The sequence below is a fragment of the Streptomyces sp. NPDC088923 genome, assembly GCF_044749745.1.
In the GTDB taxonomy this organism is placed as follows: Bacteria; Actinomycetota; Actinomycetes; order Streptomycetales; family Streptomycetaceae; genus Streptomyces.
Genome location: NZ_JBIVIO010000001.1, coordinates 2,151,125 through 2,174,179, shown reverse-complemented (window position 1 = coordinate 2,174,179; position 23,055 = coordinate 2,151,125). Strand labels below are relative to the sequence as shown.

The following is a 23,055-nucleotide window of genomic DNA, read 5'->3' as shown; positions in this document are numbered from 1 at the left end:
CCCGCGGCCGTAGAACCGGCTTCGCGGACCCAATGAGGGGGCCGCAGGGCAGTCGCCCGGTGGCCAAGGAGGGTGGTACCGCGGGAGCGCGTCGGCTCTCGTCCCTCCGACGGAAAGCAGATCCGCCGGAGGAGCAGCGAGCCCCATGACGACCCCGCCGCAGTACCGACCCGTCCCCGCCCAGGTGGACCTCCCCGCCCTTGAGCACGAGGTGCTCGACCTGTGGCGCGAGCGCGACACCTTCGCCAAGACGCTCGCCCAGTCCGAGGGCCGCCCCGAGTGGGTCTTCTACGAGGGCCCGCCGACCGCCAACGGCATGCCGGGCGCGCACCACATCGAGGCGCGCGTCTTCAAGGACGTCTTCCCGCGCTATCGCACGATGCGCGGCTACCACGTGGGCCGCAAGGCCGGCTGGGACTGCCACGGCCTGCCGGTCGAGCTGGCGGTCGAGAAGGAGCTCGGCTTCACGGGCAAGAAGGACATCGAGGCGTACGGCATCGCGGAGTTCAACGCGAAGTGCCGCGAGTCCGTGACCCGGCACACCGACGCCTTCACCGAGCTGACGACCCGCATGGGCTACTGGCTCGACGTCGACCACGCCTACCGCACGATGGACCCCGAGTACGTCGAGTCGGTGTGGTGGTCGCTGAAGCAGATCTTCGACAAGGGCCTCCTCGTCGAGGACTACCGCGTCGCCCCCTGGTGCCCGAAGGACGAGACGGGCCTCTCGGACCACGAGCTGGCGCAGGGGTACGAGACCGTCGTCGACCCCTCGGTCTACGTACGCCTCCCGCTCACCTCCGGCCCGCTCGCCGGGAACACCGCGCTGCTCGTGTGGACGACGACGCCGTGGACGCTCGTCTCGAACACCGCCGTCGCCGCGCACCCCGAGGTCTCCTACGTCGTGGCGACGGACGGCGCCGAGCGCCTCCTCGTCGCCGAACCTCTCCTGGAGAAGGCCCTCGGCGAGGGCTGGGAGGCGACGGGCGAGCGGTACACGGGCGCGGAGATGGAGCGCTGGACCTACCGGCGCCCCTTCGAGCTGATCGAGTTCCCCGAGGCCGCGCACTACGTCGTCAACGACACGTACGTGACGACCGAGGACGGCACCGGGCTCGTCCACCAGTCCCCCGCCTTCGGCGCCGACGACCTCCGCGTCTGCCGCGCCTACGGGCTGCCCGTCGTCAACCCGGTCCGCTCCAACGGCACCTTCGCCGAGGACGTGCCCCTCGTCGGCGGCCAGTTCTTCAAGAAGGCCGACGAGGACCTCGTCGCCGACCTGAAGGCGCGCGGCCTGCTCTTCAAGCACGTCCCGTACGAGCACAGCTACCCGCACTGCTGGCGCTGCCACACCGCGCTGCTCTACTACGCGCAGCCCTCCTGGTACATCCGCACGACCGCGGTGCGCGACCGCCTCCTGGAGGAGAACGAGAAGACCAACTGGCACCCGGAGAACGTCAAGCACGGCCGCTTCGGGGACTGGCTCAAGAACAACGTGGACTGGGCGCTCTCGCGCAAGCGCTACTGGGGCACCCCGCTGCCCGTCTGGCGCTGCCCGGACGACCACCTGACCTGCGTCGGCTCGCTCGCCGAGCTGAGCGAGCTGACCGGCACCGACCAGTCGGGCCTGGACCCGCACCGCCCGTACATCGACGCGGTCACCTTCGCCTGCCCCGAGTGCGGCGCGGGCGCGAAGCGCGTCGAGGAGGTCATCGACGCCTGGTACGACTCGGGTTCGATGCCCTTCGCGCAGTGGGGCTACCCGTACCGCAACAAGGAGCTGTTCGAGGCGCGCTACCCCGCGCAGTTCATCTCCGAGGCGATCGACCAGACCCGCGGCTGGTTCTACACGCTGATGGCGATCGGCACCCTCGTCTTCGACGAGTCGAGCTACGAGAACGTCGTGTGCCTCGGCCACATCCTCGCCGAGGACGGCCGGAAGATGTCCAAGCACCTGGGCAACATCCTCCAGCCGATCCCGCTCATGGACCAGCACGGCGCCGACGCGGTCCGCTGGTTCATGGCGGCGGGCGGCTCGCCCTGGGCGGCGCGCCGCGTCGGGCACGGCACGATCCAGGAGGTCGTCCGCAAGACGCTCCTCACGTACTGGAACACCGTGGCCTTCCAGGCCCTGTACGCCCGTACGTCGAACTGGGCGCCCTCGGCCGCCGATCCGGCCCCCGCCGAGCGCCCCGTCATCGACCGCTGGCTCCTGTCCGAGCTGCACAAGCTCACCGCCGGGGTCACCGAGGCGCTGGAGTCGTACGACACCCACCGCACCGGGCAGCTCCTCTCCGCTTTCGTCGACGACCTCTCCAACTGGTACGTGCGCCGCTCGCGCCGCCGCTTCTGGCAGGGCGACAAGGCGGCGCTGCGCACCCTGCACGAGGTCGTCGAGACGGTCACGCGGCTCATGGCCCCGCTCGTCCCCTTCGTCACGGAGCGGGTCTGGCAGGACCTCGTGGTCTCCGTGGACGCCTCGGCGGCCGAGTCGGTGCACATGGCGAGCTGGCCCGAGGCCGATCCCGCGGCCGTGGACGAGGAGTTGTCGCGGCAGATGGCGCTCGTGCGGCGGCTCGTGGAGCTGGGCCGCGCGACGCGCGCCGAGTCGGGCGTCAAGACCCGCCAGCCGCTGAGCCGCGCGCTCATCGCGGCGACGGGCTTCGAGACGCTGGGCGAGGAGCTGCGGGCGCAGATCGCGGAGGAGCTGAACGTCGCGGGGCTCGCCTCGCTCGGCGAGGTCGGCGCCTCGCTCGTGGACACGAGCGCGAAGGCCAACTTCCGCGCGCTCGGCAAGCGGTTCGGCAAGGGCGTGCAGGCGGTCGCGAAGGCGGTCGCCGACGCGGACGCCGCGGCGCTCTCGGCGTCCCTGCGCGAGACGGGCACGGCGACGGTCCTCGTGGACGGTGAGGAGGTCGCCCTCTCCCCCGAGGAGGTCTTCCTGACGGAGACCCCGCGCGAGGGCTGGGCGGTCGCCTCCGAGGCGGGCGCCACGGTCGCCCTCGACCTGGAGATCACCGAGGAGCTGCGCCGCGCGGGCCTCGCCCGTGACGCGATCCGCCTCGTCCAGGAGGCCCGCAAGAACAGCGGCCTCGACGTGGCCGACCGCATCGCCCTGCGCTGGACCAGCGCCGACCCCGCCCTCGCCGAGGCCCTGCGCGAACACGCGAGCCTGATCGCCGACGAAGTCCTGGCCACGGACTACGCGGAGGGCGAGCCGACAGAGCTCTACGGCAAGCCCTTCGAGGACACGGGCCTCGGGCTGACGTTCGCACTGCACAAGCTGGGCTGAAAGCCCTTATCGCCGGAGGGACTGGAAAAATCCAGCCCCTCCGGCGAACTCATCCCAGCCCCTCTGGGGGTACCTCCCGGCCGGAGGCTGGGGGAGATTGAGGAGCGGGGTCCGGGGCGGAGCCCCGCAACGGCAACTGGCCCCCCAGGTCAACCAGACCTGGGGGGCCAGCGAATGCCGACATCTACCGCCGCGGGCGGCTCAGTTGTCGTCCTCGTCGATCAGGAATCCCCGCATCGGCGACGGCGCCTGCTGCATCGGCTGCGGCGCCTGCGGCCGCACCGGCGCCATCGGCTGGGTCATCGCCGGGGACATCTGCTGCTGCCCACCCCCGTACGAGGGACCGGCCGAAGGCGGCGTGGGTCCACCCATCGGGCCGGGACCGTTGTGCCCGCCCCCGAAGGACGGCGCACCGGCCGGGGCCATGGAGGGCGAGGGGGACGGCGGCAGCGACGGCGTCGAGGAGACACGCGGCGGGGCGAGCGAGTCGTCCGACTGCGTCTCCAGCTGGCGCAGCTGCGACTCCAGGTACGACTTCAGCCGCGTCCGGTACTCGCGTTCGAAGCCGCGCAGGTCCTCGACCTTGCGCTCCAGCGTGGCGCGCGCGGACTCCAGGGAGCCCATCGCCACGCGGTGCTTCTCCTGCGCGTCCCGCTCCAGGGCGTCCGCCTTGGCACGGGCGTCCCGCTCCAGACCCTCGGCGCGGCTGCGGGCCTCGCCGACGATCTTGTTGGCCTCGGAACGCGCCTCGGCGATCGCCTGGTCGGCGGTCTGCTGGGCGAGCGAGAGGACACGCGCGGCGCTGTCGCCACCAGGACCCTGGCCCGGCTGCGGCAGCTGGGGGCCGCCGTGACCGAGCGGGCCGACCATCTGCTGCTGCGGCTGGCCCATCGGACCCTGCGGTCCGCCCATCGGTCCCTGGCCCATGGGCCCGGGACCCTGCTGGCCCATGGGGCCGGGGCCCTGCTGGCCCATCGGACCCTGCTGGCCCATCGGGCCGGGGCCCTGCGGAGCCATCTGTCCCATGGGGCCGGGGCCCTGCGGGCCGCCCATCGGACCCTGGCCCATCGGGCCCGGCCCCTGCGGACCGTGACCGCCGGGACCCGAGGGCAGCTGCGGCGCACCGGAGGGCAGCTGGGGCGGGCCGCCCATGTGCTGCTGCTGCGGGTGCTGCTGCTGGCCCGGGTGCTGAGGCTGACCGGGGTGCTGGGGCTGTCCCGGGTGCTGCGGCTGACCGGGGTGCTGGGGCTGCCCCGGGTGCTGCGGCTGTCCAGGGTGCTGCCCCTGCGGCGGACCCGATATGGCGGCGGGCCCGGGACCCTGCGGCCGTTCCGGCTGCTCGGGACCCTTGCGCATGTTCTGCTGCTGGTTCTGCGCGGCGGCACGAGTGGCCGCGGCGAGTTTCGCCCGCAGGTCCTCGTTCTCCCGCGCGAGCCTGGTCAGTTCGGCCTCTACCTCGTCGAGGAAGGCATCGACCTCGTCCTCGTCATAGCCTTCTCGGAGGCGGACGGTCGTGAACTGCTTGTTCCGCACGTCCTCGGGGGTCAATGGCATCTCTTCACCTCAACGTAGTCGTCGGCATTCGGCAAGAACGTAGTTGACATCGCGCTCACAGCCGGCTCACGACGGAGATCAGGATGTAGACGATGATCATCAGTACGAAGAAGGACAGGTCGAGCGCCACGCCCCCGAGGCGCAGCGGCGGGATGAACCGCCGCAGAAGCTTGAGTGGTGGATCGGTGACAGTGTAGGCGGCCTCCAAAACGACCACCATGGGCTTGCCCGGCTGCCAGGAGCGGGCGAACTGGAACACGTAGTCCATGACGAGCCGGAAGATCAGGACCAGCAGGAAACACATCAGCGCGATGTAGAGCACATCCAGCACAACGCTCATGAACGCTTCCCACTCCCCTGTCCTGCGAGCCCGCCGTCACGAGCCGTTCCGTTGTGCGTCATTCGGTCTCAGCTCTGGTTGAAGAACCCGCCCTCTGCGATGCGAGCCTTGTCCTCCGCCGTTACATCGACGTTAGCAGGCGACAACAGGAAAACCTTCTGAGTCACCCGCTCGATGCTCCCGTGCAGGCCGAACACCAGACCGGCCGCGAAGTCGACAAGTCGCTTCGCGTCCGTGTCGTCCATCTCGGTCAGGTTCATGATCACCGGCGTGCCCTCGCGGAAGTGTTCCCCGATGGTACGGGCTTCGTTGTAGGTCCGGGGGTGCAACGTCGTGATGCGGTACGGCTCCCGCTCCGAGACAACCTTGGGCATGATCACCGGCGCGTTCTTCTCCATGCTCGGACGTTCTGGTGTGATGGATGACACGGGCGCGATACGCGCCGGACGGCCCGACTCCACGGGCAGCGACACGGGTTCACGCGGAGCCGGAGGCTGGGCGGAACGCACCGGTTCGTCCGGTTCGGGCTCCTGGAGCGGCGGGTTGTGCCGCCTGCGGTCGCGCTCGGGCTCCGGCTCGGGCTCGAACTCGTCATCGGGGTCGAACCCCGGGCCGTCGTACCCATCGTCCTCCACGAGGCCGAGGTAGACCGCCATCTTGCGCATCGCGCCGGCCATGCTCTGAGTCCTCCGCTCTGTGGTGGATCGACAAGGACCACCTGCCCGCGATCCACGTGGCCTTTCCGCCTCTTTGACGGGTAATGACCATATTTTGTGCTGTGGTCCGACTTGCTTGGCGACGTTACCCGAGGGGGGAACGCGTGCCGAGTATCGCGCTGCCGATCCGTACATGTGTCGCCCCGGCCGCGATCGCCTCCTCCAGGTCACCGCTCATCCCGGCGGAGACCATCGTGGCAGCCGGATGCGCGGCGCGTACGAGCCTCGCCAATTCCGCGAGCCGCGCGAAGGCGGCGCGCGCGTCGCCCGCGTAACGCCCCGCCAGCGGAGCCACCGTCATGAGCCCGGCGGGGCGCAGGCCCTCGGTGGCGGCGATACGGTCCATGAGTTCCAAGACCTCGTCCGGGTGGGCCCCGCCGCGACCGGCGTGCGCCGCGGGATCGCCCTCGGTGTCGAGCGCGACCTGCACGAGCGCGCCGATCTCGCGTCCCTCGCGCACCGCCGCGGCCCCCAGCGCGGCGGCGAGCCGCGCGCGGTCCACGGAGTGCGCGTACGAGGCGTACCGGGCCACGGACTTCGCCTTGTTGGTCTGCAACTGCCCGATGAAGTGCCACGTGAGCGGCAGGTCCGCGCACTCGGCGGCCTTCGGGGCCGCTTCCTGGTCGCGGTTCTCGCCGACCTGTTCGACGCCGAGCGAGGAGAGAAGACGCACATCGCTCGCCGGGTAGGTCTTGGTGACCGCGATCAATGTCACGTCGGCGCGCGGACGGCCCGCCGTGGCACACGCCTTGGCGATCCTTTCCTCCACCTTCGCGAGGTTCGCGGCGAGTTGTTCCTTACGTCCACTCAGGTCCGTCATGCCCCATCAGTCCAGCCACGCGTAGCCCGCGAGGCGCCCGGTGACCCGGTCCCCGCGGTACGAGAAGTGATCCGCCGACTCCCGCGTGCAGGACGGCGAGCGGCGCATGTCGCGCACGCCGAGCGCGTCGAGTTGCGCGAGCACCCCCGCCGCCACGTCGAGCGCCGGCGTGCCCCAGCTTGTCTCGGCGTGCGCCCGGGGCGCGAGCGCGGCGACCTCGGCGCGCATGGCCTCGGGCACCTCGTAACACGCCCCGCAGATCGCCGGTCCGGTGCGGGCCACGATCCGCGCGGGCTCGGCGCCGAGTCCGCGCATGGCCTCGACGGCCGCGGGGACGACCCCGGCGACGAGCCCGGGGCGCCCCGCGTGCGCGGCGCCCACGACCCCGGCGACGGGGTCGGCGAGCAGGACGGGCACGCAGTCCGCGGTGAGCACCGCGAGCGCGAGCCCGCGCCGCGCGGTGACGACCGCGTCGACGGCCGGTACGGGCTCCTCCCCCCAGGCCTCGTCGACGACCGCGACCTCGCGCCCGTGGACCTGGTTCATCCAGACCACGTGCGCGGGATCGAGGCCGAGGTCCTTCGCCGCGAGCGCCCGGTTGGCGAGGACCGCCTCGGAAGCGTCGCCGACCGCGCCGCCGAGGTTCAGCTCCTCGTACGGAGCGGCGCTCACCCCGCCCCACCTGTCGGTGAAGGCGAAGTGCGCGCCGCCCGCTTCCTCGTGCGTGCCTATCACTTCAGGAAGTCCGGCACGTCCAGCTCCTCGGCCTGGCTGTCCGGGTAGGGACGGGCCGGGGGGACCGAGGGCTGCGGGAGCTGCGGGGCGGGCGCCTCGTTGACCGGGGCCGGTTCGGGCTCCGGGCGGGGGGCCGGCTCCTCGCGCGGGGTGACGGAGCCGAGGCCGCCGAAGGCCGGACGGACCGGCTCGCTCGTACGGGCCTGCGGCTGCTCCTCGCGCTTGCCGGTGCTGGCACCGATCACGTTGTCCCGCTTGGCGGGGGGCTGGCCCCCGTCGAAGCCGGCCGCGATGACGGTGACCTTGACCTCGTCGCCGAGGGCGTCGTCGATGACGGCGCCGAAGATGATGTTGGCCTCGGGGTGCGCGGCCTCGCTCACCAGCTGGGCCGCCTCGTTGATCTCGAAGAGACCGAGGTCGGAGCCGCCCGAGATGGACAGCAGGACCCCGCGCGCCCCGTCGATGGAGGCTTCGAGCAGCGGTGAGGAGATGGCCAGTTCGGCCGCCGCTACGGCCCGGTCGTCGCCGCGCGCGGAGCCGATCCCCATGAGGGCGGAGCCCGCCTCGCTCATCACGGACTTGACGTCCGCGAAGTCGAGGTTGATGAGCCCCGGGGTCGTGATCAGGTCGGTGATGCCCTGGACACCGGAGAGCAGGACCTGGTCCGCGGACTTGAACGCGTCCAGGACACTGACCTGCCGGTCCGAGATGGACAGCAGTCGGTCGTTGGGGATGACGATGAGGGTGTCGACCTCTTCGCGGAGTTCGGCGATGCCGTCCTCCGCCTGGTTGGCCCGGCGTCGCCCCTCGAAGGTGAAGGGCCGGGTGACCACGCCGATCGTGAGGGCGCCCAGGGAGCGTGCGATGTTGGCGACGACGGGTGCGCCGCCGGTGCCGGTGCCGCCACCTTCGCCCGCCGTGACGAAGACCATGTCGGCCCCCTTGAGGACCTCCTCGATCTCCTCGCGGTGGTCCTCGGCCGCCTTGCGGCCGACCGCCGGATTGGCGCCGGCTCCCAGGCCCCGGGTCAGTTCGCGGCCGACGTCGAGCTTGACGTCGGCGTCGCTCATGAGCAGGGCCTGCGCGTCGGTGTTGATCGCGATGAACTCGACGCCCTTGAGCCCGACCTCGATCATCCGGTTGATGGCATTGACACCACCGCCGCCGACACCGATGACTTTGATGACTGCGAGGTAGTTCTGCGGTGCTGCCACGTCGAAGGCTGCCTCTCGCCTCGATTTACGTGTCGATGCCTCGCCGCCCGGCGTGCGTCGACTGATGCCGAATAAGGGACGGTCCGAAGCGCCGACCCGAACCCTCACCCTGAAGTTCAGGGTTACTCCCGTAAGAGTTCCCCTGTGTTCTACCCCAGTGAGAGAGGGTTACCAGTGTGTCTGTTGCTGGGACTTCGCTGACTGTTCCGAACAGGACACTAAGTCGACAAGTGGCGCGCGTTCAACGAACACGCCGAACCTCCCGTTTTTCTTTTCACCCTATGTGATCAGCCGTGGCGATGCCCAACCAGGGGTCAGTACCGCGATTTTTCGGGCCAATTCGGGGTCAATACCGCGCCAACTACCCGTCAACTTCCGCTCACTGACGGCGCGACAGGAACAGAGACGTCGAAGTGCCGCGCCTTGGGCGCCGCTTTCATCAGGGCGGTCAGGCTGCGGGCCTTCGCCACGCCTTTCTCACCACTCCCCCACGCCACCGTTCGCCCCTCGCGCAACAGCAGTGTCACGTCGTCGTAGGAGCGAATCCGGATCGTGCGCAGATCCTTGACCACGGACGACGGCACGCGGGCCGCGACGGTGGCCGCCTCGCGCAGCAGCCGGCCGGTGCCGAAACGGTGCAGCGAGGGCGAGTCGGACGCGTCGAGATCCAGTCGCGGAATACCGCGCGGAGGAGTGCCCACGGTGGCGAAAAGCACGCCGTGCGCGTCCACTTCGTCGAATTTTCCGCCCTTTTCCCGTACGAGAACGGGTTTACGCTCCGTGACCGTGATGCGCACTCCGTGCGGCCAGGAACGGTTGATTTCCACGGATTCGATACGGGGCAGCCGGTCGCGCGCATTCGCTTCGAGCGCGTCGGTGTCCACGGAAATGAGCGGACTTCCCTCGGGGGCCGCCGCCGCCTGTTCCACCTCGCGCCTGGTGAGCACCTCGGTCCCGGTCACGCTCACCTGCCGGAGCTTGAGCCACGGCGAGCCGTAGAGCAGGTAGAGCGCCCCGCCGAGCAGCAGCACGAGGCTCCCGGCGACGAGCCAGAACCTCGGTCCCGGCAGGCCGCGCGGGGGCGGGGGCGGGGCCGGGGACCGCTCGGCGTCGTGGGGCGCTTCGGCCCCGGTACGTCCTTCGCCGCCCTGGGCGGTCCTCGCTCCGGCCACGCTCCCTCAGCCTCCTCGTGATGCGGGGGCTTCCAGGGCCCCTCAGCGGTTCCTGCGTGCGGCGATCGCCTCGTACACCATGCCGACGAGCAGGTCGTCGGCGTCCCTGCGGCCGAACTCGGCGGCGGCGCGCGACATCTCGTAGAGCCGGTGCGGATCGGCGAGCACCGGCACCACCTGGGACTGCACCCACTCCGGGGTCAGTTCCGCGTCGTCCACGAGGAGTCCGCCCCCCGCCTTCACCACCGGCTGGGCGTTGAGCCGCTGTTCGCCGTTGCCGATGGGCAGCGGGACATAGGCGGCGGGCAGGCCCACGGCGGAGAGTTCGGCGACGGTCATCGCGCCCGCGCGGCACAGCATCATGTCGGCGGCGGCGTACGCGAGGTCCATCCGGTCCACGTACGGTACCGGGATGTACGGCGGCATTCCGGGCATGTTGTCGGCGCGTGGCAGCTCGTTCTTGGGACCGACCGCGTGCAGGACCTGGATGCCGGAGCGCTGGAGCAGCGGGACGACCCGCTGGACGACCTCGTTCAGGTGGCGGGCGCCCTGGGAGCCGCCGGAGACGAGGAGGGTGGGCAGGTTCTGGTCCAGGCCGAAGGCGGCGCGGGCCTCGGGGCGCACCCGGGCGCGGTCCAGGGTCGCGATGGTGCGGCGCAGCGGGATGCCGATGTAGCGGGCGCCGCGCAGCTTGCTGTCCGGCGTCGAGACCGCGACGCCGGAGGCGTAGCGCGAGCCGATCTTGTTGGCGAGGCCGGGGCGGGCGTTGGCCTCGTGCACGACGATCGGGGTGCCGGTGCGCTTCGCCGCGAGGTAGCCGGGCAGCGCCACGTACCCGCCGAAGCCGATGACGCAGTCCGCCTTGGTGCGCTCGATGACCTGCTCGGCGGCCTTGATGGTGCCGCGCAGCCGGCCCGGCACGGTGATCAGCTCGGGGGTCGGCTTGCGCGGCAGCGGGACCGCGGGGATGAGAGCGAGTTCATAGCCGCGCTCGGGTACGAGCCGGGTCTCCAGGCCGCGTTCCGTGCCCAGAGCCGTGATCCCCACGGTGGGGTCCTGCCTGCGCAGGGCGTCCGCGAGGGCGAGCGCCGGCTCGATGTGGCCGGCGGTCCCCCCGCCGGCGAGTACGACATGCACCGAAATTCACCGCTCTCCGGACGGACGCGCCCCCGGGGCGCGCCGTCTCATCGTGTTCCATCTCACCGCGAACCGCTTGCGGCCGAAGCCGGGCCCCCGCAGGGCGAGGGCCGCTCGCGCAGCGGGCTCGTCGCGTGCGAAGGCGATGAGGAGCCCGATGGCGAACATGGTCGGCAGCAGCGAGGAACCCCCGTAGGAGAACAGCGGCAGCGGCACCCCGGCGATCGGCAGCAGACCGAGCACCGCACCGAGGTTGATCACGGCCTGCGCCGTGATCCAGGTGATGACCGCTCCCGCGGCGTACCTCACGAAGGGGTCCTCCGTGCGTCCGGCCACGCGGATACCCGCATAGCCTAGAGCGGTGAAGAGGGCGATCACCGACAGCGTCCCCGCCAGGCCCAGTTCCTCGCCGAGCACGGCGAAGATGAAGTCCGTGTGGGCTTCTGGGAGTTCACCCCATTTCTCCACACTCGCGCCGAGGCCGGAGCCGAAGAAGCCGCCGGAGGCGAGGGCGTAGAGGCCGTGCACGCCTTGCTGGCACTTGTCGTTGAAGGCGTGGGCGTCGGTCGAGCCGAGGCAGGCGAAGCGGGCGAGGCGGTTGTCGCTCGTCTTGACGAGGATCACGCCGAGCAGCCCGACGAAGCCGAGCACGCCGGCGAACATCCGCGTGGGCGCCCCCGCGAGCCACAGGAGGCCGAAGAGGATCGCGGTGAGGATCATCGCGGTGCCCATGTCCGAGCCGAGCATGATGAGCCCGAGCAGCAGGAAGGTCACGGGCACGAGCGGCACCAGCATGTGCTTCCACTGGTTGAGCAACCGCTTCTCGCTCTTGCGCGCGAGCAGGTCGGCGCCCCACAGGACGAGCGCGAGCTTGCCGAACTCGGAGGGCTGGATCTGGAAGAAGCCGAGGTTGATCCAGTTCCGGTTGCCGTTGACGGAGACGCCGATGAGCGGCACCGCGGCCATCGTGATGACGGCCACGACGAGCAGCGGGTACGACAGCGCCCGGTGCAGTTTGACCGGCATCCGCGCGGCGGCGACCAGGAGCAGGCCGCCGATGAGGGCGGCGCCGAGCTGCTTGCGGAAGAAGAAGGAGCCCGCGAGCCCGTAGTTGAGGGCCGTGATGACGGAGGCCGAGTAGACCATGACGAGGCCGAGCACGATGATCAGCAGGCTCGCGCCGAGGATCACGTAGTACGCGGTGAGCGGCCGGTCCCAGGCCCGCATGAGCCGGGCGGGGAGCCCGCGCAGCGGATTGCCGCGCGGGCCCCTCGGGGGCCGGGGGGCGCGGGACGAGCCGCCGCCCCCCGCTCCGCTCCCCGTGCCGCGCGCCCGGCCCGCGAAGGTCCTGCCGCGCAGCGGGAGGCCCGCGCGGGGTGCTCTCGGGCTGCGGCTGCGGTGCACGCGGGCGGAGCTGTACCGCCCGCCCTCGGCCGTACGCTCAGCGGCCATCGTCGCTGTCCCCTCCAGTCGTCCTGGCGCGGACCGGCCCGGCGGCGGGCCGGTCCGGATCAGTCGCCTTCGGCAGCGGTGGCGCGTGCGCGGACCGCCTCGGCGAAGAGGTCGCCGCGCACGTTGTAGTTGGTGAACATGTCCATCGAGGCGCACGCCGGGGCGAGCAGGACCGTGTCGCCGCTCTCGGCGAGCCCGGCCGCCTCGCGCACCGCTTCGGACATCGCCCCAGTGTCGGCCCGGTCGAGGTCGACCACGGGTACGTTCGGCGCGTGTCGCGCGAGGGCTTCGCGGATCAGCGCGCGGTCGCGGCCCATGAGGACGACGGCCCGCAGGCGTTTCGCGGCGCCTTGCACCAGTTCGTCGAAGGACGCGCCTTTCGCGAGTCCCCCGGCGATCCAGACGATCGGTTCGTACGCGGCGAGCGAGGCTTCGGCGGCGTGCGTGTTGGTCGCTTTGGAGTCGTCGACGTAGGAGACGCCGTCGATCGTGGCGACGTGCTCGATGCGGTGCGGGTCGGGCCGGAAGGCGCGCAGTCCCTCGCGCACCGCCGTGGCCGGGACGCCGTAGGCGCGGGCGAGCGCGGCGGCGGCGAGGGCGTTGGCGATGTTGTGCGGGGCCGGCGGGTCCACGTCGGCGACCTCGGCGAGTTCCTGGGCCTGCTGGGCACGGTCGGGCACGAAGGCCCGGTCGACCAGGTAGCCCTCGACGACGCCGAGTTCGGAGGGGCTGGGCGTGCCGAGCGTGAAGCCGATGGCCCGGCAGCCCTCCTCCACGTCGGCGGCGCGCACGAGTTCCTCGGTGGCCGGGTCGGCGGCGTTGTAGACGCAGGCGACCGTGTTGCCCTCGTAGACGCGGCCCTTGTCGGCGGCGTACGCGGCCATCGAGCCGTGCCAGTCGAGGTGGTCGGGCGCGAGGTTGAGCACGGCCGCGGAGTGCGGCCGCACCGAGGGCGCCCAGTGCAGCTGATAGCTCGACAGCTCGACCGCGAGGACGTCGTACGGCTCCTTGGCGAGGACCGCGTCGAGGAGCGATACGCCGATGTTGCCGACGGCGGCGGTGCGGTGGCCCGCCGCTTCGAGGATCGCGGCGAGCATCCGTACCGTCGTCGTCTTGCCGTTGGTGCCGGTGACGGCGAGCCAGGGCGCGGCGTCCGGGCCGCGCAGGCGCCAGGCGAGTTCGACGTCGCCCCAGACCGGCACCCCGGCCGCCTCGGCGGCGGCGAAGAGCGGCTTGTCCGGCCGCCAGCCGGGGGCGGTGACGACGAGTTCGGTGCCCTCGGGGAGGGCCGTCCCGTCGCCGAGGCGGACGGTGATGCCGAGGGCCCGCAGTTCCTCGGCCTGGGCGCGGGAGCGCTCGTCCTCGGCGTCGGTGACGGCGGTGACGAGGGCTCCGCGCGCGTGGAGGACGCGTGCGGCCGGCATCCCCGAGACGCCGAGCCCGGCGACGGTGACGCGCTTGCCCGCGAAGTCCTGCTCGGTCACTTGTCGGCCGCCCATCCCGCGTAGAAGAGACCGAGGCCGACGATGACGCACATGCCCTGGATGATCCAGAACCGGACCACGACGAGGACTTCCGACCAGCCCTTGAGTTCGAAGTGGTGCTGGAGCGGTGCCATGCGGAAGACGCGCCTGCGGGTCAGCTTGAAGGAGCCGACCTGGATGACGACCGAGAGCGTGATGAGCACGAACAGGCCGCCCAGGAGGGCGATGAGCAGTTCGGTGCGCGAGCAGATCGCGAGACCCGCGAGGGCGCCGCCGAGAGCGAGCGAGCCGGTGTCGCCCATGAAGATCTTGGCGGGCGAGGTGTTCCACCACAGGAAGCCGAAGCAGGCGCCCATGAGGGCGGAGGCGACGACGGCGAGGTCGAGCGGGTCACGCACTTCGAAGCAGGCGGCCGGGTTGGTGAGGGTTGCCGCGTTGGCGCAGGACTCCTGGAACTGCCAGACGCCGATGAAGGTGTACGCCCCGAAGACCATGACGGAGGCGCCGGTGGCGAGGCCGTCCAGACCGTCCGTCAGGTTCACGCCGTTGGACATGGCCAGGATCATGAAGAGCGCCCAGACCACGAAGAGCACGGGGCCGATGGTCCAGCCGAAGTCGGTGACGAAGGAGAGCTTCGTGGACGCCGGGGTGTTGCCGCGCTGGTCGGCGAATTGCAGGGCGAGCACGGCGAAGGCGATGCCGACGATGAGCTGGCCGGCCATCTTCGCCTTGGCGCGCAGGCCGAGCGAGCGCTGTTTGACGATCTTGATGTAGTCGTCGAGGAAGCCGACCAGGCCCATGCCCGTCATCAGGAACAGCACCAGGAGCCCGGAGAAGCTGGTCGGGCTGCCGGTGATGAGCTTGGTGAGGAAGTACGCGATGAGCGTGGCGAGGATGAAGGCGATGCCACCCATGGTCGGCGTGCCGCGCTTGCTGTGGTGCTCGCGCGGCCCGTCGTCACGGATGAACTGGCCGTAGCCCTTGCGGGCGAGCAGCTTGATGAGCAACGGGGTGCCGATGAGGGTCAGGAAGAGACCGATCGCTCCCGCGAAGAGGATTTGCTTCATCGCGCGGCGGCCTCGCCCTCACCGGCGCCTTCCAGGAGGGCCTGGGCGACTTCCTCCAGGCCCGCCGCCCGGGACGCCTTCACCAGGACGACATCCCCCGGTCGCAGTTCCCCGCGTAGCAGGTCGATCGCCGCCTGTGTGTCGGACACGTGCACCGACTCCTCACCCCACGAACCCTCGTTGTATGCGCCCATCCGCAGCCAGGCCGCCTCCTGGCCCCCGACCGCGACGAGCTTGCTCACGTTGAGCCGGACGGCCAGCCGTCCGACGGCGTCGTGGGCGGCGAGCGATTCGTCCCCGAGTTCCGCCATCATCCCGAGCACCGCCCAGGTCCGGCCGCCCTTGTCTCGGGCTGCCGAGCCCATCGCGACGAGCGCGCGCAGTGCTGCTCGTACGGAATCGGGGCTCGCGTTGTAGGCGTCGTTGACGATCGTCACGCCGTCCGGGCGCTCGGTGACCTCCATCCGCCAGCGGGAGAGGGAGCGTGCCTCGCTGAGACCAAGGGCGATCTCTTCGGCGGGCATGCCCAGCTCATGGGCGACGGCTGCGGCGGCGAGCGCGTTCGACACGTGGTGCTCACCGTACAGGCGCAAGGTCACTTCGCCGCACCCGGTGGGTGTGCGCAGGAGGAACCGGGGGCGTCCGGTGTCCGTAAGCGTGACGTTCTCGGCCCGGACTTCCGCATCGTCCGCTTCGCCGAAGAGGAGGACCCGTGCCCGGGTACGGGGTGCCATGCCGCGTACGAGCGGATCGTCCGCGTTGAGCACGGCGAGTCCGGACTCGGGCAGGGCCTCGACCATCTCGCCCTTGGCCTCGGCGATCTGCTCCTTGCCGCCGAACTCGCCGATGTGGGCGGAGCCGACGTTGAGGACGATGCCGATGGAGGGCGGGGTGAGGCTCGTGAGGTAGCGGATGTGGCCGATGCCGCGGGCGCCCATCTCCAGGACGAGGTGGCGGGTCTCCTCGGTGACGCGCAGCGCGGTCAGCGGGAGCCCGATCTCGTTGTTGAGGTTGCCCGGTGGCCACACGGTGGGTCCGCGGCGGCTCAGGAGCTGCGCGATGAGGTCCTTGGTGGACGTCTTGCCCGCCGAGCCGGTCATGGCGATCACGGTGGTGCCGAGGCGCTCCACGACGGTGCGGGCGAGGGCGCCGAGGGCCGCGGTGACGTCGTCCACGACGATCGCGGGCACGCCGAGGGGCCGGGTCGCGAGGACGGCGACGGCGCCCGCCGCGACGGCTGACGCGGCGTAGTCGTGCCCGTCGACGCGTTCGCCGGCGAAGGCGACGAAGAGTCCGCCGTCCTCGACGGCCCGGGAGTCGGTGACGACGGGACCGGTGACGCGAAGCTCCGGGTCCGGTATGTCGTGGGTCCGCCCGCCGACGATGTCAGCGATCTCGGCGAGAGAGAGGGCGATCACAGGTTCATCCCACGCTTTTCTGCTGCGCGGCCGGGGTGGCCGCGGCTTTGCGGATGGCTTCCTTGAGGACCTCGCGGTCGTCGAAGGGGCGGACGACCCCGTTGACGTCCTGGCCCTGTTCGTGACCCTTGCCCGCGATGAGCACGGTGTCCCCGGGCTCGGCGCGGGCGACGGCGGCGGCGATGGCCGCCGCCCGGTCGGCGTCCACGAGGACGTCCCCGCGCTCGTGCACGGGCACCTCGGCGGCGCCCGCGAGCATCGCGGCGAGGATCGCGAGCGGGTCCTCGGAGCGCGGGTTGTCGGAGGTGAGTACGGCGGTGTCGGCGAGGCGCGCCGCGGCGGCCCCCATCGGTCCGCGTTTGGTGGTGTCGCGGTCGCCGCCGCAGCCGAGCACGACGTGCACGCGGCCCTCGGTGACGCGGCGCAGCGAGCGGAGCACCGATTCGACGGCGTCGGTCTTGTGCGCGTAGTCGACGACGGCGAGGTAGGGCTGGCCCTCGTTCACGCGCTCCAGGCGGCCGGGGACGCCGGGGACGGCCCCGATGCCCTCGGCGGCGACGCGGGGGTCCGTCCCGGCCTCGGCGAGGGCCGCGACGGCGGCGAGGGTGTTGGCGACGTTGAAGGCGCCGGGCAGCGGGGCGCGGGCCGGGTAGCGGGAGCCGTCGGGGCCCACGACGGTGAACGTCGAGTCGGTGGGGCCGGTCTCGACGTCCTCGGCGCGCCAGTCGGCGTCGGGGTGGCCCTCGGCGGAGAAGGTGACGATCGGGACCTCGGCCTCGGTGACGAGCCTGCGGCCGTACTCGTCGTCGTAGTTGACGACGCCTCTGCGGCTGCGCGCGCGGGTGAAGAGCTGGGCCTTGGCCTGGAAGTAGTCCTCCATGCCGGAGTGGAACTCCATGTGCTCCGGGCTCAGGTTGTTGAAGACGGCGACGTCGTGGACGACGCCGTCGACGCGGCCGAGCACGAGGGCGTGGCTGGAGACCTCCATGGCGACGGCGTCGACGCCGCGTTCGCGCATGACGGCGAAGAGCGCCTGGAGGTCGGTGGCCTCGGGCGTGGTGCGCTCGGACTTGAGGCGTTCGTCGCCGATGCGGGTCTCGACGGTGCCGATGAGCCCGGTGGCGTGCCCGGCGGCGCGCAGGCCGCCCTCCATGAGGTACGCGGTGGTGGTCTTCCCCGAGGTCCCGGTGATGCCGATCTGGAGGAGGCCGTCGCCCGGGTTGCCGTAGATGCGCGCCGCGAGGGCGCCCATGCGGCCGCGCGGGTCCCCGACGACGAGGACGGGGAGCCCGGCGGCGAGGACGCGCTCGGCCCCCGCGGGGTCGGTGAGCGCGGCGACGGCGCCGAGCGAGGCGGCCTGCGCGGCGAAGTCGGCACCGTGGAAGCGGGCGCCGGGCAGGGCGGCGTAGATGTCGCCGGGGCGCACGGCGCGGGAGTCGTGGGTGATGCCGGTGACATCGGCGGGCGCGGGGCCGCGGCCGCCGCGCGGCTCGACCCCCAGTTCTTCCGCGAGGTCGTCGAGCGGGGTGGCCGCGGTCTTGGCGGGGCGCGGGGGGCCGGGGTACGTCACGGGACCGTTCTCCCGGGGGGTGTGGGGCTGATCGGGGCGTGGCACGGCGGTGAGCGTACCGGGCGGGATGGGCTCGCCGCGAAATGAGGGGCTGTGGGCGGGGGCTGGCGCGCCGTCGGTTCCGGGGGGTCGGCGGCGGTTCCCCGGATCGGGGGTGATCGTTGTCACGGGCGGTTCCTGGTGGGTCTTCGGGGGTGCGCGGGGCGCGGGGTCCGCCGGTCAGGGTTCGAAGGTGGTCGGAAGCCGCGCGGGCTCGGCGCCGGTGGGCGGGACCTGGAGGGTCTTCAGCGCGAACTCCATGACGCTCTTGTAGATGGGTCCGCAGATCTGGCCGCCGAAGTAGCCGCCCTTCGTCGGGTTCTGGATGGCGCAGTAGACGGTCACGCGGGGCTTGTCGGCGGGGGCGAAGCCGGCGAAGGAGGCGGTGTAGCCGCGGTAGAGCCCGGTCTTCGGGTCCACCCGGTTGGCCGTCCCCGTCTTGCCCGCGACGCGGTAGCCGGGGATGCGCGCGGAGGTGCCCGTGCCCTCCTTGTCGTCGACGACGGACTCCAGCATGGCCGCGAGCGTCCTGGCGGTCTTGTCGCTCACGACGCGGGTCTTCTTCGCGGGCTCGGTGGGGGCCCAGCGGCCGTCCGCGCCCTTGGTCGCCTTGACGAGGGTCGGCGCGGTGCGGACGCCGCCGTTGGCGATCGTGGAGTAGACCGAGGCGGCCTGCACCGCGTTGAGCGACAGGCCCTGTCCGAAGGGGATCGTGTACTGCTGCGAGGTGTTCCACTTCTCCGGCGGCGCGAGGATGCCGGAGGTCTCGCCGGGGAAGCCGAGCCCGGTGGGGCTGCCGATGCCGAATTTGCGCAGGTACGAGGAGAGCACCTGGTTCGCCTGCTCCTGCGTCTTGCCGAGCTGCCCCGTGGCGAGGATCGTGCCGATGTTGGAGGACTTGGCGAGCACCCCGTTCAGGGTGAGGTGCCAGGTGCCGTGCGGTACGTCGTCGTGGAAGATGCGGTCGCCGCGGCGCAGTTCGCCGGGCACGGTGACGTGGGTGCCCGGGGTCGCCTTGTTCTCCTCCAGGACGGCGGCCATGGACATGATCTTGCTGGTGGAGCCGGGTTCGTAGGCGTCCTGGAGGGCCGGGTTGCCGAGCGCGTCCACGTCGGCGGCGCTCAGGTCGTTCGGGTCGAAGCCGGGTGCGTTGGCGAGGGCGAGGATCTCGCCGGTGCGGGTGTCCTGCACGATGACGTAGCCGCGGTCGGCCTTGGACTTCTTCACCTGTTCGGTGATCGCCTGCTGCGCGGCCCACTGGATGTCGCGGTCGAGGGTGAGCTGTACGTCCGTACCGGCCACGGCGGGGTGCTCGCTGCCGCCCGCCGTCGGGACCTGGCGCCCCCCGGCCTGCGCGTAGCGCACCTCGCCCGGGGTGCCCGCGAGCGAGGTCTCGTACTGCGCCTCCAGGCCGCCCGCGCCCTTGCCCTCGGAGTTGACCCAGCCCAGTATCCCGGCGGCGAGGTCGCCGTTGGGGTAGACGCGTTTGCTCGTCGGCTCCTGGAAGACCCCGGCGAGGATGCTGGGCCTGTCCTTCGTGGCCTTCTCCTGGAAGGCGTTCTTGAGGTCCTTGATCTGCGTCCAGACCTGCGGGGTCTGCCGGGTGGCGAGGAGCGCGTAGCGGCCGGTGCCGCGCAACTGGGCGGCGACCTTGTCCTCGTCCTTGCCGAGGATCGGGGCGAGGAGGGCCGCGGCCTGCTCGGGGGCGTCCTTCACGTGGGTCTGCTCGCGGCTGAACATCGAGGGGTCGGCGGTGATGTCGTAGGCGTCGACGCTCGTGGCCAGCTCGACCCCCTCGCGGTCGGTCACGGCGCCGCGCTCGGGGGCGATCTCGTGGACGACGACGCGGTTCTTCTGCGCGGCCGTCGTGAAGGAGTCCGCGTCGACGGCCTGGATCTGGAGCAGTCGCCCCACGAAGACCGCCATGATCAGCGTGATCGTGACGCCGACGAGCCGGAGCCTCGGGCGCGGCGAGCCGAGCCGGATCGTGCGGGGTCCCTGGAGCCTGGGCCCCGGTCCGGAGGGGCTGCGGCGCGGCCGGGCCCCGGGTCCCGGGCGGGCGCCCGGCCGTGCCCCGGCGCGTGGGCGTTCGGCGGGCCTGGCGGGGCCTGGCACCCGGCGGCGGGGCGGTTCCCTGTCGGTCACGGCGTCACCTTCCGGGGGTGGGGTCCGGGCTCGCGTACGGGGTGGGGGTGGGGCTCGGGGAGGTGCTGGAGCCGGGGCTCGGGCTCTGGCTCTGCCCCGGGCTCGGGCTCGGGCTGGCGCTGGAGTTGGGGTTCGGGCTCTGGCTCGGGGAGGGCGTCGGGGTGGGGCTCGCCTTCGGTACGGACTCCGCCGCCGCGCTCGGCCGGACGAGCGCGACGCGGGGCGCCGCCGAGGCCCGGCCCCGTACCGTCCCGTCCGGCGCGAGGAACGCCGGGTCGCCGCCCGGCACCATGCCCAGTTCGGCGGCGCGGCGGGCGAGCGCGTCGGGGGCGGAGTAGGCGTCCACGTCCCGCTGGAGTTCCTGCTGCTCGTCGGTGAGGTCCGTGGACTGCTTCTTGAGCCGGCTCACCTGGAAGGAGCCCTCGTTGAGCGAGGAGTTGAGCACGAGGAGCGTGATGAGCCCCCCGGCGAGGAGGACGACGACGAGCAGCACGAAGGGCGTGCGCGCCGCCCGGTTCGGGCCGCGCTCGGGCAGCAGCCGGGCGAGGGCGGCCGCCCGGCCGCGCAGGACACCGTTCACGACTCCTCCGGGGGGTGACACGCACGGGCACGGCCGCCGGTTCCGCGGACGCGGCCGGCTCCGGTACGGGGCGGCCCGCTTCCGCTCACACGGCCCCCTCGCGGAGGCGCTCGGCCCCGCGCAGGCGGGCGGGCGCGGCACGGCGGTTGGCGGCGACCTCTTCCTCGGCGGGCAGTTCGGCGCCGCGCGTGAGGAGTTTGAGGCGGGGCTGGTAGCGCTCGGGGACGACGGGGAGCCCGGGGGGCGCGGTGCTCGTGGCCCCGGAGGAGAGGACCTGCTTGACGAGCCTGTCCTCAAGGGAGTGGTAGGAGAGCACGGCGATCCGGCCGCCGACGGCGAGGGTGTTCACCGCCGCGGGGATCGCGCGTTCCAGGACCGACAGTTCGCCGTTGACCTCGATGCGCAGGGCCTGGAAGGTGCGTTTCGCCGGGTTCCCGCCGGTGCGCTTGGCGGCCTGCGGCAGTGCCTCGCGGATCAGCTCGACGAGGCGCGCGCTGCGCGCGAAGGGCTCCTTCTCGCGCTCGCGCACGATCGCGGAGACGATCCGGCGGGCCTGCTTCTCCTCCCCGTACGTGCGCAGGATGCGGACGAGTTCCCCGGGCGGGTAGGTGTTGAGGACCTCGGCGGCGCTCATGCCCGCCGTCTGGTCCATGCGCATGTCGAGCGGGGCGTCCTGCGCGTAGGCGAAGCCGCGGTCCGCCTCGTCGAGTTGCATCGAGGAGACGCCGAGGTCGAAGAGGACGCCCTGGACGCGCGGGACGCCGAGCCGGTCGAGGACGTCGGGAAGCTCGTCGTAGACGGCGTGGGCCAGTGTCGCGCGCGCGCCGAAGGGGGCGAGGCGTTCGCCCGCGAGGCGCAGCGCCTCCTTGTCGCGGTCGAGCGCGACGAGGCGGGCGGCGGGGAAGGTGCTGAGGAGGGCCTCGCTGTGGCCGCCGAGGCCGAGGGTGCAGTCGACGACCACCGCGCCCGGCTCCGCGAGGGCGGGGCCGAGGAGGTCGAGGCAGCGGCGCAGCATGACGGGGACGTGGCGCCCCTCGGCCGTTCCCGCCGCCGGTGCGGGCCGGTCCCGCGCTGTGCCCTCCGGTGCTGTGCCCTCGGGCGTCTGGTCCGTGTGCAATGTCCTGCCCGTCACCCTCGTCGAAAGGCGCCTCGCGCCCTGGTCCCGCGCCCCGGTCCCGCGCCGTGCTCCCCCGTGCGCGGACGGCGCGGCGGGGACGCGCGGCCTGGTCCCCTCCCGCTCGGAAGGGGAGTGGCCCGCCGGCGCCTCGCGGCACCGGCCGGCCGGAACGGGAGGGGGCCGGGTCGTACGTATCCGCCGCGCACCGTGGAGAAGCGGCCCCGGGACGCGGGGCCGCGGCCGACACGGACCGCGACAGTCACCAGCGGGGTGTCCGGGGTCCCGCTTCGCGTCACTTTAGTCCACCCTGTCGCCCGGTCAATCAACGACCCTGCGCGTCGCGGAGCCCGTGAAACCGGGGCCCGCGCGGCATGATCACGTTCGTACGGATACGCGCGCGGCGGGGCCCGGCGCCGCGGTTCGGTACCGTCTGGAGCATGACTTCCGCCCCTATCACCCCCGGTACCTCGGTCACCGACCGTCTCGTCGCCTCGAACGAGGCGTACGCGAAGACGTTCACCGACCCCGGCATGGACGCCCGGCCCGTGCAGAAGGTCGCCGTCGTCGCGTGCATGGACGCGCGTATCGACCTGCACGCCGCGCTCGGCCTGGAACTCGGCGACTGCCACACGATCCGCAACGCGGGCGGTGTGGTGACCGATGACGTGATCCGGTCCCTGACGATCAGCCAGCGCGCCCTGGGCACCCGCAGCGTCGTCCTCATCCACCACACCAACTGCGGTCTCGAATCGCTGACCGAGGACTTCCGCCAGGAACTGGAGCGCGAGGTGGGCCAGCGCCCCTCGTGGGCGGTCGAGGCCTTCACCAACGCGGAGCAGGACGTACGGCAGTCGATGCAGCGGGTGCGCACCTCGCCGTTCCTCGTCGAGGCGAACGACGTGCGCGGATTCGTCTTCGACGTGCACACGGGGCTGCTGCGCGAGGTCGACCCGGCCCCCGCCGCCTGAGCCGGCCGCACGCCCCGGCCGCGCGCGGCGTCCCGGTCCCGTACCTCCGGTTCCGGCACCGCCGCGGCCGGGTATCGGCCGAATCCGGCGGACAAATGCCACAAGCGCTGACAAGCGGTGAGCTGTTGTCCGCGGGCGAGTGACACGAACCGATAACGGCAACAAGAATGCGTGGGGAGCCCGCGCGGAGTGGTCCGCGCGGGGTCCAGGACATGTCGGGTGCCGGCTCGCCGCG

Annotated in this window: 18 protein-coding genes; 2 read left to right on the top strand and 16 right to left on the bottom strand. The window is 72.1% G+C overall.

From position 1 onward, the window contains the following. The first annotated feature begins 145 nt into the window (after positions 1–145). Complete coding sequence (gene ileS, locus ACIP4O_RS09805; RefSeq protein ID WP_401573357.1) at positions 146–3,292, top strand: isoleucine--tRNA ligase; 3,147 nt, start codon at positions 146–148, stop codon at positions 3,290–3,292. A gap of 201 nt (positions 3,293–3,493) precedes the next feature. On the opposite strand, the gene ACIP4O_RS09800 is transcribed toward ileS, so the two are convergent. From ACIP4O_RS09800 to rsmH, 16 genes are all read right to left on the bottom strand, one after another. After that, positions 3,494–4,846 (bottom strand): DivIVA domain-containing protein, encoded by a 1,353-nt coding sequence (locus ACIP4O_RS09800; protein WP_361325256.1) that lies wholly within the window; start codon positions 4,844–4,846, stop codon positions 3,494–3,496. Positions 4,847–4,901: 55 nt separating this feature from the next. After that, the gene (locus ACIP4O_RS09795) at positions 4,902–5,186 is read right to left on the bottom strand and encodes a YggT family protein (RefSeq protein WP_007828256.1); all 285 of its coding nucleotides are present in this window, start codon (positions 5,184–5,186) and stop codon (positions 4,902–4,904) included. A gap of 68 nt (positions 5,187–5,254) precedes the next feature. Next, positions 5,255–5,863 (bottom strand): cell division protein SepF, encoded by a 609-nt coding sequence (locus ACIP4O_RS09790; RefSeq protein WP_361325252.1) that lies wholly within the window; start codon positions 5,861–5,863, stop codon positions 5,255–5,257. 124 nt (positions 5,864–5,987) lie between these two features. After that, positions 5,988–6,722 carry a YggS family pyridoxal phosphate-dependent enzyme gene (locus tag ACIP4O_RS09785; RefSeq protein WP_401573354.1) on the bottom strand — a complete coding sequence of 245 codons (735 nt, stop codon included), beginning with the start codon at positions 6,720–6,722 and terminating at the stop codon, positions 5,988–5,990. Between the two features lie 6 nt (positions 6,723–6,728). After that, positions 6,729–7,457 carry a peptidoglycan editing factor PgeF gene (gene pgeF, locus ACIP4O_RS09780; RefSeq protein ID WP_401573352.1) on the bottom strand — a complete coding sequence of 243 codons (729 nt, stop codon included), beginning with the start codon at positions 7,455–7,457 and terminating at the stop codon, positions 6,729–6,731. Further along, the gene (ftsZ, locus tag ACIP4O_RS09775; RefSeq protein WP_007828251.1) at positions 7,454–8,671 is read right to left on the bottom strand and encodes a cell division protein FtsZ; all 1,218 of its coding nucleotides are present in this window, start codon (positions 8,669–8,671) and stop codon (positions 7,454–7,456) included. Before ftsZ ends, pgeF begins: the two co-directional genes overlap by 4 nt. A 368-nt stretch (positions 8,672–9,039) precedes the next feature. Further along, the gene (locus ACIP4O_RS09770) at positions 9,040–9,843 is read right to left on the bottom strand and encodes a cell division protein FtsQ/DivIB (protein WP_401573350.1); all 804 of its coding nucleotides are present in this window, start codon (positions 9,841–9,843) and stop codon (positions 9,040–9,042) included. A gap of 42 nt (positions 9,844–9,885) precedes the next feature. After that, complete coding sequence (gene murG, locus ACIP4O_RS09765) at positions 9,886–10,980, bottom strand: undecaprenyldiphospho-muramoylpentapeptide beta-N-acetylglucosaminyltransferase (protein ID WP_008748464.1); 1,095 nt, start codon at positions 10,978–10,980, stop codon at positions 9,886–9,888. Positions 10,981–10,986: 6 nt separating this feature from the next. After that, positions 10,987–12,432, bottom strand: coding sequence for a putative lipid II flippase FtsW (gene ftsW, locus ACIP4O_RS09760; protein WP_401573348.1), 1,446 nt, complete (start codon positions 12,430–12,432; stop codon positions 10,987–10,989). Between the two features lie 59 nt (positions 12,433–12,491). Beyond that, on the bottom strand, positions 12,492–13,931 hold the full coding sequence (gene murD, locus ACIP4O_RS09755) for a UDP-N-acetylmuramoyl-L-alanine--D-glutamate ligase (RefSeq protein ID WP_401573346.1): 1,440 nt from the start codon (positions 13,929–13,931) through the stop codon (positions 12,492–12,494). Further along, positions 13,913–14,983 (bottom strand): phospho-N-acetylmuramoyl-pentapeptide-transferase, encoded by a 1,071-nt coding sequence (gene mraY, locus ACIP4O_RS09750; RefSeq protein WP_009064394.1) that lies wholly within the window; start codon positions 14,981–14,983, stop codon positions 13,913–13,915. The genes murD and mraY overlap by 19 nt, the downstream gene beginning before the upstream one ends. Continuing rightward, the gene (gene murF / locus ACIP4O_RS09745; RefSeq protein WP_361325232.1) at positions 14,980–16,401 is read right to left on the bottom strand and encodes a UDP-N-acetylmuramoyl-tripeptide--D-alanyl-D-alanine ligase; all 1,422 of its coding nucleotides are present in this window, start codon (positions 16,399–16,401) and stop codon (positions 14,980–14,982) included. Before murF ends, mraY begins: the two co-directional genes overlap by 4 nt. A gap of 4 nt (positions 16,402–16,405) precedes the next feature. After that, entirely contained in the window at positions 16,406–18,139 is a 1,734-nt protein-coding gene (locus ACIP4O_RS09740) for a UDP-N-acetylmuramoyl-L-alanyl-D-glutamate--2,6-diaminopimelate ligase (protein WP_401573343.1), read from the bottom strand. Between the two features lie 51 nt (positions 18,140–18,190). Next, positions 18,191–20,155 carry a penicillin-binding transpeptidase domain-containing protein gene (locus ACIP4O_RS09735; RefSeq protein ID WP_401573341.1) on the bottom strand — a complete coding sequence of 655 codons (1,965 nt, stop codon included), beginning with the start codon at positions 20,153–20,155 and terminating at the stop codon, positions 18,191–18,193. A gap of 4 nt (positions 20,156–20,159) precedes the next feature. Continuing rightward, a complete protein-coding gene (locus tag ACIP4O_RS09730) occupies positions 20,160–20,735 on the bottom strand; it encodes a septum formation initiator family protein (protein WP_401573339.1) in 576 nt (191 codons plus the stop codon). Between the two features lie 85 nt (positions 20,736–20,820). After that, positions 20,821–21,852, bottom strand: a complete 1,032-nt coding sequence (rsmH, locus tag ACIP4O_RS09725; RefSeq protein ID WP_401573337.1) for a 16S rRNA (cytosine(1402)-N(4))-methyltransferase RsmH — start codon at positions 21,850–21,852, stop codon at positions 20,821–20,823. 437 nt (positions 21,853–22,289) lie between these two features. On the opposite strand from rsmH, the gene ACIP4O_RS09720 reads away from it, so the two are divergent. After that, on the top strand, positions 22,290–22,820 hold the full coding sequence (locus tag ACIP4O_RS09720; RefSeq protein WP_361325217.1) for a carbonic anhydrase: 531 nt from the start codon (positions 22,290–22,292) through the stop codon (positions 22,818–22,820). The last annotated feature ends 235 nt before the right edge of the window (positions 22,821–23,055 follow it).

Coding starts and splice junctions, on each gene's coding strand:
- ACIP4O_RS09790 (WP_361325252.1), bottom strand. CDS start 5,863: ATGGCCGGCGCGATGCGCAAGATGGCGGTCTACCTCGGCCTCGTGGAG.
- ACIP4O_RS09800 (WP_361325256.1), bottom strand. CDS start 4,846: ATGCCATTGACCCCCGAGGACGTGCGGAACAAGCAGTTCACGACCGTC.
- ftsW (WP_401573348.1), bottom strand. CDS start 12,432: ATGGCCGCTGAGCGTACGGCCGAGGGCGGGCGGTACAGCTCCGCCCGC.
- ileS (WP_401573357.1), top strand. CDS start 146: ATGACGACCCCGCCGCAGTACCGACCCGTCCCCGCCCAGGTGGACCTC.
- mraY (WP_009064394.1), bottom strand. CDS start 14,983: ATGAAGCAAATCCTCTTCGCGGGAGCGATCGGTCTCTTCCTGACCCTC.
- ACIP4O_RS09795 (WP_007828256.1), bottom strand. CDS start 5,186: ATGAGCGTTGTGCTGGATGTGCTCTACATCGCGCTGATGTGTTTCCTG.
- ACIP4O_RS09720 (WP_361325217.1), top strand. CDS start 22,290: ATGACTTCCGCCCCTATCACCCCCGGTACCTCGGTCACCGACCGTCTC.
- murD (WP_401573346.1), bottom strand. CDS start 13,931: ATGGGCGGCCGACAAGTGACCGAGCAGGACTTCGCGGGCAAGCGCGTC.
- ACIP4O_RS09785 (WP_401573354.1), bottom strand. CDS start 6,722: ATGACGGACCTGAGTGGACGTAAGGAACAACTCGCCGCGAACCTCGCG.